Annotated in this window: 18 protein-coding genes; 5 read left to right on the top strand and 13 right to left on the bottom strand. The window is 62.1% G+C overall.

What is annotated here, in order from left to right; translation table 11 throughout:
- Positions 1-4 precede the first annotated feature (4 nt).
- From NKI29_RS10575 to NKI29_RS10590, 4 genes are read left to right on the top strand one after another with little or no spacing between them, the layout of a single operon-like run.
- Complete coding sequence (locus NKI29_RS10575) at positions 5-1117, top strand: mandelate racemase/muconate lactonizing enzyme family protein (RefSeq protein ID WP_352796179.1); 1113 nt, start codon at positions 5-7, stop codon at positions 1115-1117.
- A gap of 9 nt (positions 1118-1126) precedes the next feature.
- Positions 1127-1456 carry an L-rhamnose mutarotase gene (locus tag NKI29_RS10580; RefSeq protein ID WP_023676093.1) on the top strand — a complete coding sequence of 110 codons (330 nt, stop codon included), beginning with the start codon at positions 1127-1129 and terminating at the stop codon, positions 1454-1456.
- Positions 1449-2525 (top strand): Gfo/Idh/MocA family protein, encoded by a 1077-nt coding sequence (locus tag NKI29_RS10585; RefSeq protein WP_352796182.1) that lies wholly within the window; start codon positions 1449-1451, stop codon positions 2523-2525. Before NKI29_RS10580 ends, NKI29_RS10585 begins: the two co-directional genes overlap by 8 nt.
- 1 nt (position 2526) lies before the next feature.
- Positions 2527-2979: a MaoC/PaaZ C-terminal domain-containing protein gene (locus tag NKI29_RS10590; RefSeq protein ID WP_352569274.1), complete on the top strand. Its 453-nt coding sequence runs from the start codon at positions 2527-2529 to the stop codon at positions 2977-2979.
- Positions 2980-3220: 241 nt separating this feature from the next.
- Here the strand turns inward: NKI29_RS10590 and NKI29_RS10595 are convergent, their stop codons facing one another.
- The 9 genes from NKI29_RS10595 to NKI29_RS10635 all read right to left on the bottom strand — a co-directional run bounded on the left by NKI29_RS10595 (position 3221) and on the right by NKI29_RS10635 (position 11040).
- Positions 3221-4177, bottom strand: coding sequence for a C-terminal binding protein (locus tag NKI29_RS10595; RefSeq protein ID WP_352569272.1), 957 nt, complete (start codon positions 4175-4177; stop codon positions 3221-3223).
- 12 nt (positions 4178-4189) lie between these two features.
- Entirely contained in the window at positions 4190-4948 is a 759-nt protein-coding gene (locus NKI29_RS10600; RefSeq protein WP_352569270.1) for an HpcH/HpaI aldolase family protein, read from the bottom strand.
- A gap of 43 nt (positions 4949-4991) precedes the next feature.
- Positions 4992-5705, bottom strand: a complete 714-nt coding sequence (locus tag NKI29_RS10605) for a hypothetical protein (RefSeq protein WP_352569268.1) — start codon at positions 5703-5705, stop codon at positions 4992-4994.
- 26 nt (positions 5706-5731) lie between these two features.
- Positions 5732-7042: a TRAP transporter large permease gene (locus NKI29_RS10610; RefSeq protein ID WP_352569267.1), complete on the bottom strand. Its 1311-nt coding sequence runs from the start codon at positions 7040-7042 to the stop codon at positions 5732-5734.
- Between the two features lie 3 nt (positions 7043-7045).
- Positions 7046-7558: a TRAP transporter small permease gene (locus NKI29_RS10615; RefSeq protein ID WP_352569266.1), complete on the bottom strand. Its 513-nt coding sequence runs from the start codon at positions 7556-7558 to the stop codon at positions 7046-7048.
- Positions 7559-7615: 57 nt separating this feature from the next.
- Positions 7616-8593, bottom strand: coding sequence for a TRAP transporter substrate-binding protein DctP (dctP, locus tag NKI29_RS10620; protein WP_352569265.1), 978 nt, complete (start codon positions 8591-8593; stop codon positions 7616-7618).
- Positions 8594-8684: 91 nt separating this feature from the next.
- Complete coding sequence (locus NKI29_RS10625; protein ID WP_352569264.1) at positions 8685-9230, bottom strand: flavin reductase family protein; 546 nt, start codon at positions 9228-9230, stop codon at positions 8685-8687.
- Positions 9230-10324: an LLM class flavin-dependent oxidoreductase gene (locus NKI29_RS10630; RefSeq protein WP_023676103.1), complete on the bottom strand. Its 1095-nt coding sequence runs from the start codon at positions 10322-10324 to the stop codon at positions 9230-9232. The genes NKI29_RS10625 and NKI29_RS10630 overlap by 1 nt, the downstream gene beginning before the upstream one ends.
- A complete protein-coding gene (locus NKI29_RS10635) occupies positions 10324-11040 on the bottom strand; it encodes a GntR family transcriptional regulator (protein WP_352569263.1) in 717 nt (238 codons plus the stop codon). The genes NKI29_RS10630 and NKI29_RS10635 overlap by 1 nt, the downstream gene beginning before the upstream one ends.
- Positions 11041-11487: 447 nt before the next feature.
- Here NKI29_RS10635 and NKI29_RS10640 point away from each other — a divergent pair, with 447 nt between their 5' ends.
- Positions 11488-11748: a hypothetical protein gene (locus NKI29_RS10640; RefSeq protein WP_023676105.1), complete on the top strand. Its 261-nt coding sequence runs from the start codon at positions 11488-11490 to the stop codon at positions 11746-11748.
- Between the two features lie 43 nt (positions 11749-11791).
- Here NKI29_RS10640 and NKI29_RS10645 read toward each other — a convergent pair whose 3' ends face one another.
- From NKI29_RS10645 to NKI29_RS10660, 4 genes are all read right to left on the bottom strand, one after another.
- Complete coding sequence (locus NKI29_RS10645; RefSeq protein ID WP_023676106.1) at positions 11792-12010, bottom strand: hypothetical protein; 219 nt, start codon at positions 12008-12010, stop codon at positions 11792-11794.
- Between the two features lie 3 nt (positions 12011-12013).
- Positions 12014-12193: a hypothetical protein gene (locus NKI29_RS10650; protein WP_023676107.1), complete on the bottom strand. Its 180-nt coding sequence runs from the start codon at positions 12191-12193 to the stop codon at positions 12014-12016.
- Positions 12194-12320: 127 nt separating this feature from the next.
- Positions 12321-12533, bottom strand: a complete 213-nt coding sequence (locus tag NKI29_RS10655; protein ID WP_036238316.1) for a hypothetical protein — start codon at positions 12531-12533, stop codon at positions 12321-12323.
- Between the two features lie 93 nt (positions 12534-12626).
- The gene (locus NKI29_RS10660) at positions 12627-13064 is read right to left on the bottom strand and encodes a GFA family protein (protein WP_023676109.1); all 438 of its coding nucleotides are present in this window, start codon (positions 13062-13064) and stop codon (positions 12627-12629) included.
- Positions 13065-13074 lie beyond the last annotated feature (10 nt).

Genomic DNA, 13074 nt, shown 5'->3' on the forward strand with positions numbered 1-13074 from the left:
AATCATGGCAAAGATCGAGAAAATCGAACTGCGGATGGTCGACCTAGTGCCGAAGGTCAAGCGCACCGATGCCATCCAGAGTTTTGTCAGCCAGGAAACACCGATCGTCACCATCACCGACGCCGACGGCGCGGTCGGCATCGGCTACAGCTATACGATCGGCACGGGCGGCTCCTCGGTGATGCGGCTGCTGGCCGACCACCTTGCGCCGCGGCTGATCGGCCGCGACGCCGACATGATCGAGGCGATCTGGCACGAGCTGGAGTTCGCCACCCATGCCACGACGATCGGCGCGATCACGGCAATCGCGCTGGCGGCCATCGACACTGCCCTTTGGGATCTGCGGGCGAGGAAGCAAAACCTGCCGCTGTGGAAGCTTGCCGGCGGCGCCAAGGACCGCTGCCCGCTCTACACGACCGAAGGCGGCTGGCTGCATATCGAAACCGAGGCGCTGGTCGCGGATGCGCTGGCCGCCAAGGGCAAGGGGTTTCGCGGCTCGAAGGTCAAGATCGGCAAGCCGCACGGCTCTGAGGATCTTGCCCGGCTGACGGCGGTGCGCCGGGCGGTTGGAGACTCTTACGAAATCATGACCGACTGCAACCAGGGCTTTTCGGTCGACGAGGCGATCCGCCGGGCCGAGCGCTTGCGTGAACTCGACCTCGCCTGGATCGAGGAACCGCTGCCGGCCGACGACATTGACGGCCATATCCGCCTGTCGAATGCGACGTCGACGCCGATCGCCGTCGGCGAGTCGCTCTACTCGATCCGGCATTTCCGCGAATATATGCAGAAGGGCGCGTGCTCGATCGTGCAGGTCGATGTCGGCCGCATCGGCGGCATCACGCCGTGGCTGAAGGTGGCGCATGCAGCCGAGGCGTTCGACATACCGGTCTGCCCGCATTTCCTGATGGAATTGCATGTCAGCCTGACATGCGCCGTTCAGAACGGCAGATATGTCGAGTATATTCCCCAGCTCGACGAGCTGACCGGCAAGAAAATGCGTATCGAGGACGGGCACGCGCTGGCGCCGGACGAACCCGGCATCGGCATCGACTGGGACTGGGATGCGATCAAGGCGAAGAGCATCGCGGAATTCACCATGGCGATAGAAAAATAGGAGGCGGACATGCAGCGAATGGGAATGGTGCTCGGCCTCAAGCCGGAGAAAGTCGCCGAGTATGTGCGGCTTCACGCCGCCGTGTGGCCGGACGTCCTCAAGATGATTTCCGCCTGCAACATCAAGAATTATTCGATCTATCTGAGGGAGCCGGAGCACCTTTTGTTCAGCACCTTCGAGTACCACGGCACCGACTATGCCGCCGACATGGCGAAGATGGCCGCCGATCCCACGACGCAGGAATGGTGGGCGCTCTGCATGCCGTGCCAGGAGCCGCTGCCGACCCGCAAGGAGGGCGAGTGGTGGGCGTCGATGGACGAAGTCTTCCATTATGACTGATGACATTTTCGATCCTGCCTCGCTCTCCCAGGCCTGGGCACAGCCGTCAAAGCCCAGGCCGATCGTGATTTTCGGCGCCGGCTCGATCGTCGGCGATGCGCATTTCCCGGCCTATGGGAACGCCGGTTTCCCGGTTGCCGGGCTTTTCGACCCCGACCTGGCCAAGGCGGAAAAACTGGCGCAGAGATGGGGCGTCACCGCTTACCGGTCGGTCGAGGAAGCTGCGTCAATCAAGGACGCCGTCTTCGATCTGGCGACACCGCCGGCCTATCATGCCGGCGTGCTCAGGGCGCTGCCCGATGGTGCGGTGGCGCTGATCCAGAAGCCGATGGGCAGCAATCTCGCCGAGGCGACCCAGATCCTTGAAATCTGCCGCTCCAAAGATCTGAAGGCGGCGGTGAATTTCCAGCTGCGCTTCGCGCCGATGATGCTGGCGCTCAGGGATGCGATCGCCAAGGGCTGGCTGGGCGAAGTGGTCGATTTCGACGCATGGCTGGCGCTGGCGACACCCTGGCAGCTCTGGGAATTCCTGTTGCAGGCGCCGCGCGTCGAGATCGCCATGCATTCGATCCATTATCTCGACCTGATCCGGCAATTGCTCGGCGACCCCAAGGGGGTTCACGCCAAGACGCTCGGCCATCCCGGCCACAAGGTTGCGCAAACGCGCACCAGCGCGATCCTCGACTATGGCGACACCGTGCGCTGTGCACTGTCGATCAACCACGATCACAAATTCGGTCGAAAACACCAGGCCTGCGAATTCCGCATCTGCGGTACCGAGGGCGCCGCTTACCTCAAATTAGGCGTCAACCTCGACTATCCGTGCGGCGAGCCGGACATTCTCGAAATCTACCCCAAAGGCGGCACGGACTGGATTGCGGTTCCACTCGTCGGCGCATGGTTTCCGGACGCCTTTGCCGGCCGCATGGCCAATGTCCAGCGCTACGCGTCGGGCGAGGACGCCGAGCTTGTCAGTTCCGTCGAGGACGGCTGGAACACCATGGCGCTGGTCGAAGCCGCCTACCGATCGAGCGCGGCGCCGGCAACGCCGATAGCGGCGAGGCCCTGACATGGAGCAGACTGTCTATTTCGAGGACTACCGGATCGGCTCGTCGCGCATGACCAGCGGGCGCACCATCACCGAGACCGATTTCGTCGTCCATGCCGGCCATACCGGTGATTTCTTTCCCCACCACATGGACGCCGAGTTCATGAAGACGACGCCGTTCGGCCAGCGCATCGCCCACGGCACGCTGGTTTTTTCGGTCGGCGTCGGGCTGACGGCCAGCGTCGTCAACCCGGTTGCCTTCTCCTATGGCTACGACCGGCTGCGCTTTATCAAGCCGGTGTTCATCGGCGATACGATCAGGACCCGCACCACCATCTCGGCCAAGGAAGACGACCCGAAGCGACCCGATTCAGGCCGGGTCGTCGAGCGCTGCGAGGTGATCAACCAGCATGGCGACGTGGTGCTGGTCGCCGATCACATCTACATCGTCGAGCGTCGCGACAAGCCGAGTTGAGCCTCGACGGATGGCACTGAAACCTAAAGACAAAAAAAACCGCCTTGCGGCGGTCCTCGGTCCGAATCAGCACCATACGCAAATTACTAGCATAGCTGCCGGCACAAAGCAAGAACAAAATGTGGCAACCGGACAAATCGCGACAGGTTGCGCTGCCCCTTATCGCCCTGCGAACCCCGACTTGCAGGACTTGGGTTCCGCGGAGCAGGCGGATAGAGGTGGTGCCGACATCGGGAATTGGTCATATCCGGTTGACCGGATATACCGGCTTGCCGCCGCGCAGGACCGATGCGACATCGGCAAACACCTTGTTGCGAACCTCCGCGTAAGACTGGGTCGAGTAGTGCGCCGCGTGTGGACTGACCAGGACAGTGTCCAGCGCCAGCAGCGGATTGTCGGGCGAAGGCGGCTCCCGCTCGAACGTGTCGATGCCGGCGCCTGCCAGATGGCCGCGCCGGATCGCGTCCGCCAATGCGACCTCGTCGACCAGGCCGCCGCGGGCCACGTTGATGAGTATCGCCCCTTCCTTCATCCGCGACAGGGCTTGTGCCGACATGATGTTTCTGGTCTCCGGTGTCGCTGGAACGTGCAGCGAGACGATGTCGGCCCTGGCCAGCAGCTCGTCGAAGCCGACCGGTTCGGCACCACCGGCCGCGATGCGCTCGGCCGGCATATGCGGGTCGTGGGCGATGATGTGGTAGCCGAAGACCCGCGCCCGCTCGGCAGTCAGCCGCCCGATCTGGCCGAAGCCGATCAGGCCGAGGATCTGCCTGTCGGGCCGCGTGATGCCGGCGCCGTCGGCCATTGCAGTCCAGCGGCCGGCGCGCACCGCGCTGTCGAACTGTTTCAGCCTGCGCGTCAAGGCCAGGATCAGGGCCATGGCGTGGGTGCTGACTTCAACCAGATTGGCGTCCGGCACGTAGGTTACCTGAACACCGGCACGGCTGGCGGCCTCGACGTCGATCGAGTCGAGCCCTACGCCGAACCGTCCGATGACCTTGAGCCTCTTCAGTTCCGCCAAAACACGAGCCGTGATCGGCTCCCGCAATACCATCAATGCGTCGGCGTCGCGGCAGTGTTCGATCAGGGCATCTTCCGTGAGCAGCGTCTTTTCGACAAATTCGACGTTCAAGCCGTCGAGGTAGCGCAGCTGCTCCTCCTCGACTGACAGCACACCGTCGGTCTTGATGATCTTCATGGCAAACTCTTGCTATGAGGCGCTGCGCGCCGAGGCGACGCCGGCGGCAAGGCCGGCCCCGAGAAACATCGTGTCGCTGGCCAGCATGTAGAAGCTGATGCCGTGCCGCGACCATTTGCCGACATCATCCGCCGAAGGGCGAAAGATGCCGACGGCCTTGCGGGCCGTGCGCGCCGCGGCCGCGATCCTCATAATCGCTGCATTGAGCTTGTCCTGGCCGGCCGGCCCCATGGCGTCGATCGAGACCGACAGGTCGCCGGGGCCAATGAAGACCACGTCGACGCCGTCGACCTGGACGATGTCGTCGATGTTGGCGAACCCTTCGGCCGTCTCGACCTGGATGGCGACCGTCAGGACCTCGTTGGCCGATTTGAGGTAGTCCGGAATCCTGTAGCCATAACCGGCGGCGCGGCCCGGGCCGACACCGCGGGCGCCGACCGGCGGGTACCGGCAGGCCATGACCGCCATGCGCGCTTGTTCGGCCGTGGAGACGCGGGGTACCAGGACACCCGACGCGCCGGCGTCGAGCGCGGCCGCCATCCACTCCGGCGTGTGGCCGGGAACGCGCACCATCGCGGGAATCCTGTGGACATCGGCCGCGCGAATCAGATCCTCGAGCCGTCCGCGGCCGATCTGCGAATGCTCCCAGTCGATGCACAGGAAATCGACCCCGCTGGCGGCGGCCACTTCGACCGCCACAGGGTGCGGGATGGCGCAGAAGGTGCCGATGAGGCGATCGAGAGAGATACATTTCTTGCGAAAGTCGTACATGAAATCTCCAGAAATTTTCGGCGTCGGCAAAAAACCTGTTTGCCTATGTGGCCCTTGACGAAGGATGCACGGCTTCCGTCGACATCGGAAAATGCCGGCTGCCGCCTGAAAACGGCGGAAAAGTCTTGTAGTCGGCGCGCATCTCCAGCCGCGCCGGCGATTGCAGCGCGTGCGTCAATGCCGCGGGACTGTCGAACATGACCCGATTGCGCTGCATATGGTCGATCCGCGGCCAGGGAAGCGAACCGCACCAATCCAGTCGCGACAGAACCTCGATGTGGCGAATGCCGGGAAAGCCCCGCATCAATTGCGGATGATGCGTCACATAGTGGTAGAGCCAGGCATTCATGTCTTCGGCCGGCCCGGGATAGTGGACAAGATAGCTGCAGGGGAGCCCGGACGTCTTGACGCCAGCGTCGTCGACGGGAAACGGACGCACGCACATTGCCTGTTGCGTCGGCCTCGAACCGGCGATGCTCGACAGCATACCAGGTGCGGCAAGCGCCTGCAGATGGCCGGACGGCGCCAGCGCCGCCTCCATGTCCGCCAGTTCGTCGAAATAGAGCTGGAAGCCAAAGACCGGCGGTGGACCATCGTTGTTGAACATGTCCGTCGCCACTTCGGGTAGATAGATGTTTGCAAGCGCAAGGCCCGGCGTTGAAGCAATCACACGCCGCACGGCGTCAACATCTTCGCCGGCGATGGCCAAATTTGCCTCGCGGTCATCGTGGAAGAAAGCAAGATAGGCAAAGCGCATGTGGACACCTGCTGGATCGAGTTCGACTAGATCAAATTCGGAAGAAAGAGAGCGATCTGCGGAAAGAGGACAATCAGCAGGATCAGCAGAAGCGTCAGCGCGATATAAGGCGCCGCAGCCATGGCAACCGTCTTGAGCGATGTGCCTTTCGGCGCAACGCCGATCATGATGAACAGCAGCAGACCAAACGGCGGCGTGGTGAAGCCGACCTCGTAGGCGAGCAGCAGGATCAGCCCGAACCATACCGGCTCGTAGCCGAATTGCTGGGCGATCGGCAGGAAGATCGGCAGCGTGATCAGCATCATCGAGACCTGATCCATGAACATGCCGAGCAGCAGGATGACGAGCACCATCATGAGCAGCATGGGATACGGTCCAAGATCGTAGCCGACGATGAACTGGATAAAGCCGTTGGAGGCGCCGGAGAAGGCAAATATCTGCGAGAACGTCGTCGAAGCCGAGATGATCAGGAAGGTCATGCCGGTGACCTTCATCGCATCGTCCAGCGACTTCCAGACAACCGACCAGCTGAACCGTCGGTAGACAAACAACAAGGCGAAGACGGCGGCACAGCCGAGTCCGGCCGATTCCGTCGGCGTCGCTATCCCAAGGATGATCGTGCCGACCACCATGAATACGATGACGCTCATCGGAATGATGTTTACGGCAACCGCCCTCACCTTCTCGGCCGCAGGGACGGCGGGCACCGGATAATGCGGAGCGGCGTCCGGATCGATCTTTGTCTGCGCGAAGATCAGGGCCGCGTACATGACAACGAGCAGCAGTCCGGGCAGAGCCCCCGCTATGAGCAGCGCGCCGACGTCGATTTGGGCCAGCGAGCCGAGCAAGACGGCCAGCGAGGATGGCGGGATGATGACGGCAAGGCTTCCTGCGCCAAGCACCGGGCCGTAGGCCATATGCGGCTTGTAGCCCCGCTTCAGCATCTCGGGCACCATCAGCGAGCCCATCATGCCGGTGTTGGCAAGGCTGGAACCTGACAGCGCGGAAAAGATCGTGCCGGCGGCGAGGACGACATAGGCAAGACGTCCGCGCAGATTGCCGACGCACAGGTCGAGCGCGTAGATGACCTTCTCGCCGAGGCCGGAGCGGAAGAACAGGCTGCCCATGACAAGAAACATCGGCAGCGGGGCAAGCGCATAGGTCGAGACAGCGTCGGAGAAGTTGGCGACCATCTGCGTCACGCCGATCGAACCGCCGAAGAACAGGTACAGCCCGATCACATTGGTGACGAAGAACGCGAAGGCGACCGGCAGCCCAAGCCCCATCAACAGCAGGATGGTGCCAACGAGCACGGCGAATGGAAACAGCCAGGCCACCGGTCAGAGCCCTTCCATTTCCAGCGGATCGAGAGTGTACAGCGTGTCACGGCCGAGCAGATATCTGAGCCATTCCACCGCCGAGAGATAGAAGGCGAGCATGATGGGCAGAAAGACCAGCCATTTCGGCATATCGAAACTGCGCGTTTCGTATTCGCCGCCCGCAACGGCACTTGTCAGCGAAGACAGAGCGACGCTGCCGAGGTAGAGGCTGACGGCAATGCAGGCGAGATAGACCAGCTTTTCAAGCACCGCCCTTGCCCGCACCGGCAGCGCCTGGCGCAGGAACTCGACGAAGACATGGCCCTTGCTGTGGACCAGCCAGGGCATCGGCAGGAATGCCGCGTAGAGCAGGCCGTATTCCGTCGCGGACACCGCCCAGGCAAGCGGCCTCAGGCCGAGATTGCGGACGCACACATCAGCAACCACCGCGACGATGATCAGGCCAAGCACCACTTTTGCCGCCGCCGCCAACGCAAGGCTCAGCTTCCCGATCGCTGCAAACAATCCGTCCATTTCCGACGACCCTCATGTCCACCTTGATGAAGGGCGCACCAGCGCCCTCCGCTCGGGCTACTGGAAGAATTTCTTCAACTGATCGATGTTGGTGGGATCGCGTTTGGTCATTCTCGCCCAGCTTGCCTGCGTGGCAGCCGCCAGGAATTTGTCGCGGCCGGCGCCGGTCAAGCTGATCACCTTCTGCCCGCCGCCGATCATTGCCTGTGCCTGCTTTTCGGACTCGGCGAGATTGGCGTCATAGCTCACGCGCTCGTATTCGACGGCCGCGTCGGCAAGCAGCTTCTGCGCCTCGGGTGACAGCGTGTCCCATTTCGCCTTGTTGATCGAGATCAGCACGTCGGTTTTGAAGAACTGCGGGTCGACACGGTATTTTGTGAATTTGTCCCAGCCGAAGGACGCATAGCCAAATACGGTATAGGCGTTGGCATTGACGACGCCGCGCTCGAGCGAAGTGTAGACGTCTCCCGGCGCTTGCACGATCACCGTTGCGCCCAAGGATTCAAGGAAATCGCGGTAGAGCGGCGACGAGCGGATCTTCAAACTGCTCCACTCGATGCTGCCTTCATCGTTGAGCTTAGGTTCGTCGACGGTGAAGACGTTGAAGCCCGAGCCCGCGTCGACATGCGCCAGCAGATGGGCATTGGCCTTCTTCTCGAAAATCCCGCTGATGAAATCCCAGCCGCCATTGTCGCGGACCTCCCACGGCGTCTTCGTCGATGCGGAGAAAACCTCGCCTTCGGGCACGAGTTCGAGGAACTGCCCTGCCGGTGTGTCGATCACGTCGATCAGGCCGCTCCTGAGCGCCGCGCCCTGCTGGATCGGCGGAATGACCTCCGGCCCGCCACGCACGTTGATCTGGACCACGCCCTTGCCCTTTTCGTTCACCTTCTGAACGAACTTCAGGAAGCTCTGGGCGTAGCCGTTCTGCGTCGGCGTAAAATGCACGGCGTTGAGGACGACCTCTTCGGCCGTGGCGATACCCGCTACACCCGACATGAGTGCAGCCAGAACAAGGGATTTCCAAATGCGCATTGCCGTACTCCCTCTGATAGTTCGCCCATGATCCGGCCCATGATCGGGCCGATCTGAAATTGCAATCGCCGCGCCGCCACGTGAACGGCGGTTAGTTGGCATCATCTCCTACTGTCAGGAACCGCCCATGCGCGTAGAAGACCGGCGATCGATGAGCGCGGTCCAGCGCAACGCCCGAGACGATGCCGATAACGATCATGTGCGACGCCCGCACAATGATTTCGGCCACCCGGCATTCGAACATTGCCCGCGCGCCGACAAGCAAGGGCGCGCCGGTTTCGCCACGCACCCATGATCCGGACGAGAACCGCGCGGCGCCCTTGGCTTTGGTCATGCCGCCAAAGGCACGCACAACGTTCTCTTGGTCGCCGGCGGGAAGATTGACCGAAAACGGCAAGTCTTCGCGAATGGCCGAGGCAAAGGTGCTGCCGCGGTTGACGCAGGCCAGCAGCGACGGCGGCTCGGCGCTGAACGAGCAGAGAGCCGTCGCCGTGATGCCGCAAAAGCCGATCTCGTGATGTTCCGAGGCAAGGATGGCGACCGAGCCCGCCACCGCCCGCATCGCCTGCTTGAAGGCGCGCGGATTGATGGCGTCGTGCCCATCCACCCACGGGGTCGGAATGGCGGCCGCCGGCATCAATTGACTCGAAGCCCGGCCTGGCGCATCAGCGGCAGCACGCGGTCGCAGAAGAAGGGCAATTCGTAGGTGTAGTTGACGAATGTAAGGGCGGCGCCGGAATAGCCCTGGTCCATGATCTCAGTGAGATCGTCGACGATCTTTTCCGGCGTGCCGATGAGCGGGAACGTTCCGGCACCGCCGGCGAACCTTTGCCGATATTCGGTGAAAGCCTTCGCGTCGTGCGAGTTCGCGAATTCCTTCTTCTTGCGCATGTGCTCGTCGACCGCACCCTCGTCCGCGCATTCCAGCGCGTAATGCCGGTAGTAGTCCTCGGCTTCCTGCTGGGTCTCCCGGCAGACGACGTGACAGACCGTATAGACGCCGACTTCGCGTCCGACTTCGGCCGCTCGGTTGGTGATGTCGACCACATGCGCACGGCCGTCGGCGATTTCGGAAAAAGTCGAAAACAAATAGTCGCAGTGGCGCGCTGCATAGTTGCGCCCTGGCGCGCCGAAGGCGGCGTTCATGGTCACCGGTCGTGGCGCCTGCAGACTTGGTGGGCGGCTGACGACCCCCTTCAGATCATAGAACTCGCCGCCGAAATCGAACGGCTCCCTCGATTGATAGGCACGCACGATGATGTTGATCCATTCCTCGGCTTGATCGTAGGTTCGATCGCCGACCGTCTGCCCGAACATGGCGAACTCGTCGGGGTTCCAGCCGCAGACAATGTTCAAGCCGGCCCGCCCATTGGAGATGTGGTCGACCGTCGCCAGCGCTTTTGCAGCCTGCAGCGGATGAACCAGCGGCACATGCACCGTCATGAACAGGCCGATGTTTTCCGTGGCGACAGCAAGGCCCGCCGCCCAGGTGAAAGTCTCGAACGACCATTCCCGCACATGCGTCAAACCGCCGAAGCCGCGCCAGCGGGCGATCGGCAGCAGAAACTCGAGGCCGGCGCGATCGGCGATGCAGGCGGAGTTGAGGTTGTCTTCCCAGCGGGCATGCCAGCGCTCGAGAACGGTGGTCATTGCCAGGCCGCCATCGGCGTTCATGGAAAAGACGCCGAGCTTGAACCTGTTCGGCCCTTTCAGCGGGTGCTGCTTCCTGATCATGCTTTCCCCTGCCGCGACATGCCCTCACCTTCACCGTTGGAGTCTTGAAACGGTGGGCTAAGCTTCATGAAACGCTCCTCGGCGTTCTGAATGAAGTGGGTCATGCGGTCGTAAGCGGCGACGGCGTCGCGCTTGACGAATGCCTCATAGATTGCGCGCATGCCGGCAACGATAACGGCCTGCGTCGGCTGGTGCGACAGCGTCCTTAAGCGGACGACGAGCACGTGGTCGGCGAACCTTGCAATCGTTTGGGAAAGGCGCTCGTTCTCGACGGCGCCGAGCCAACAATTCCTGAATGCCGAATTGGCCTGGAAAAAGCGGTCGGCATCGCCGGCGGCGGCCGCAGCCTCGGCCTCCCGAAGCGCGGCTGCCAGGGTCTTGAGGCCAGCGGCGTCAAGTGTCCGTGCGGCGTGCGCGGCGGCCCGTGGCTCAAGCAGGCGGCGGACCTCGAAGATGTCGGCGACATCCGTCGCGGTAAGCGTGGGCAGGGTGAAGCCGCGTGTGGTGCCGACGAGATAGCCCTCATGCACCAACTGCATCAAGGCGTCGCGGACAGGCATTCTGGAAATGCCGAGCTGGGCGGCAATATCGACGTCGACGAGCTTCTGGCCAGGCGCCAATTCGCCATGCTGTATCGTCAGCCGGATTTGTTGATAGACCTGGGCACGCAGATTGCCATCGCCAACCCGTTTGAGCTCTATCGTTTCCGTCATCCACGCCTTCCCATGCGAAGATTTCGTATATCGTTTGAGGCTGTGTTCTCGCAGTCGTGCCGTTTGAAATGCAGCCACGTGTCGGCAGAAATCGACCTATCAGCCATGTTCCCGGCTCAAGTGGAGCATAGGCTGGATCACCTGGCAAGATGTTTTAAGTTTATAATGTATACTGTTTGAGTTCGCTGTCCGGAGGGCAATGGATCGCGCCATCCGTGCTGCCGCGCCGCGCGACGGCGGGGACAGCTAACGATCCGCGCGGTTCGGTAAAAAACGTACAGACGTTTTTCCGTGACACATCGAAGTTGACGGATTTAACTAAAATTACTTGCGATCTGCGCGCGCCGGCACGCCCACCCCGATCCCCTCGCCGGTACGCATTACTGGATCGCCCGCCGTATCGAAAGGTGCGGCGGGCTTTTCGTTTCGTTTGGCGGGGAGGCGCTTATGCGAGACTTGCCCAGGAATATCGACGCCGACGTCGTGATCGAAATCAGCAAGCTGCTCGACGACCGGGCAAAGTCCGTGCCGGTGCCGGTGCACAAGCTGGCGGCGATGATCCGGCTGGGCGTCGAGACCCGTCTGACCGATCACTCGATCGAGGAGCTGATCGTGGAAATGGCCGCGACGCGGGGGCTTCCGATGCTGTTCGACTTGCCGGTGGTCGACAACGTCGTGCCGTTTGCCTTGGCGCGCCGTTCCCGCTGACACTTCGCTCGAACCTCACCGATCGTCGCGTCGCCGCCCGATTTCACTTGTCCTGATGCGCGGGCCGAGTGTCGCCTTTCTTTTCGGGGTCGTGGGTATGGTGGCTGTCGCGTTCGCCGCCGCCGCCGGAGACTTTGCTGTGGCTGCGACGGTCGGAGTCGGCCGGCGGCTTTTCGACGCTCAGCGGCTTCTTGGCGTTTTCGTGCGCGGCGCCGGGACCGCCCTGGCGGATGCTGGCAGGAGTCTTCTTCGACGTGGACATGACCTAGCGATCCTGGACGTTGCCTTGATGGGTGGTGTTGACCTTCGTATTGCCTTGCTGGCCCTGCTTGTCGGGATCCGGAACGGCTGATTGCGGTCCCTGTTCGGCTGCTACCGATTTTTTGTCACCGGCGCCCTTTGGGCTCAGATTCTTCGGCGGCACAGGGGGAGGTTTTGTGCTCATGGCGTTTCTCCTTCCGCCACCCAAACAAGCGGCTCGGGAGAAAGGTTCCCGAGGGTCCGACATTAACGGTGATTGCCGCAACGAGCCGGGTCCACAGGCCGTGGCTTGGGGCCGGCGGGATCCAGGATTATTTCTTGATAATGTTTCCGTTGTTCAGATCGAAGGCCTGGGCACCGAACGCCTGCCTGAAGAAATCCTCCTGCAGATCGCCCCATTCGCCGAGATAGGCGCCGCAATTGCTGCAATGGATCGGCGTCGAATCCTTCGGATTGTCGGGAATCTCCATCAGGATCGTCCCGCACGCCTTGCAATCGAGCTTGTCATCCAAACGGCGGCCCATTGGCACATGATCGCGCGTTTTCAGCCGTGCGCCAATTGTCGTTTTCGTACGGGGCTGCGAACGGTACGTTTCCACCTGCAGGCGGGCAGTAGGCTATCGGTCTGCCGGATTTCCGAACGCCGGATCGCGCCGCCTCGAATACGTCCCCACCCGCGGCAGCTCGTCTGGAAAGTCGACCCAGGGAAGCCTCATGTCCCAATATGCGTGGGCCCGCGGCGGAAACCGTTCGGGATGATCGAGGAAGCCGATCGCCAGATAGAGTTCGTCGGGCAGGCCCTGGTCGACATAGCTGATCGATGTTCCACAATCCGCACAGAAGGACCGGAGCACGCCTGGGGTTTTCGAAAATATCTTCGGTGTGCCGGTGAGCAATGTGAATTCGGAAGGCCGATAACCGACCCACACCGACAGAGGGCTTCCTATCGCCTTGCGGCAGTCGTCATCGTGATCGGAGCAAATCCAGAAAGGCTCGCCGCGCATCTCCGCCGTTATGGCGCCGCAAAAACAGGAACCCGTTTCAGTTCGTGGCATTGCCTTGCTG

The sequence above is a fragment of the Mesorhizobium sp. M0678 genome, from assembly GCF_040320505.1.
Taxonomy (GTDB): domain Bacteria; phylum Pseudomonadota; class Alphaproteobacteria; order Rhizobiales; family Rhizobiaceae; genus Mesorhizobium.

Coding starts and splice junctions, on each gene's coding strand:
- NKI29_RS10575 (WP_352796179.1), top strand. CDS start 5: ATGGCAAAGATCGAGAAAATCGAACTGCGGATGGTCGACCTAGTGCCG.
- NKI29_RS10580 (WP_023676093.1), top strand. CDS start 1,127: ATGCAGCGAATGGGAATGGTGCTCGGCCTCAAGCCGGAGAAAGTCGCC.
- NKI29_RS10585 (WP_352796182.1), top strand. CDS start 1,449: ATGACTGATGACATTTTCGATCCTGCCTCGCTCTCCCAGGCCTGGGCA.
- NKI29_RS10590 (WP_352569274.1), top strand. CDS start 2,527: ATGGAGCAGACTGTCTATTTCGAGGACTACCGGATCGGCTCGTCGCGC.
- NKI29_RS10595 (WP_352569272.1), bottom strand. CDS start 4,177: ATGAAGATCATCAAGACCGACGGTGTGCTGTCAGTCGAGGAGGAGCAG.
- NKI29_RS10600 (WP_352569270.1), bottom strand. CDS start 4,948: ATGTACGACTTTCGCAAGAAATGTATCTCTCTCGATCGCCTCATCGGC.
- NKI29_RS10605 (WP_352569268.1), bottom strand. CDS start 5,705: ATGCGCTTTGCCTATCTTGCTTTCTTCCACGATGACCGCGAGGCAAAT.
- NKI29_RS10615 (WP_352569266.1), bottom strand. CDS start 7,558: ATGGACGGATTGTTTGCAGCGATCGGGAAGCTGAGCCTTGCGTTGGCG.
- dctP (WP_352569265.1), bottom strand. CDS start 8,593: ATGCGCATTTGGAAATCCCTTGTTCTGGCTGCACTCATGTCGGGTGTA.
- NKI29_RS10625 (WP_352569264.1), bottom strand. CDS start 9,230: ATGCCGGCGGCCGCCATTCCGACCCCGTGGGTGGATGGGCACGACGCC.
- NKI29_RS10635 (WP_352569263.1), bottom strand. CDS start 11,040: ATGACGGAAACGATAGAGCTCAAACGGGTTGGCGATGGCAATCTGCGT.
- NKI29_RS10640 (WP_023676105.1), top strand. CDS start 11,488: ATGCGAGACTTGCCCAGGAATATCGACGCCGACGTCGTGATCGAAATC.
- NKI29_RS10645 (WP_023676106.1), bottom strand. CDS start 12,010: ATGTCCACGTCGAAGAAGACTCCTGCCAGCATCCGCCAGGGCGGTCCC.
- NKI29_RS10650 (WP_023676107.1), bottom strand. CDS start 12,193: ATGAGCACAAAACCTCCCCCTGTGCCGCCGAAGAATCTGAGCCCAAAG.
- NKI29_RS10655 (WP_036238316.1), bottom strand. CDS start 12,533: ATGGGCCGCCGTTTGGATGACAAGCTCGATTGCAAGGCGTGCGGGACG.
- NKI29_RS10660 (WP_023676109.1), bottom strand. CDS start 13,064: ATGCCACGAACTGAAACGGGTTCCTGTTTTTGCGGCGCCATAACGGCG.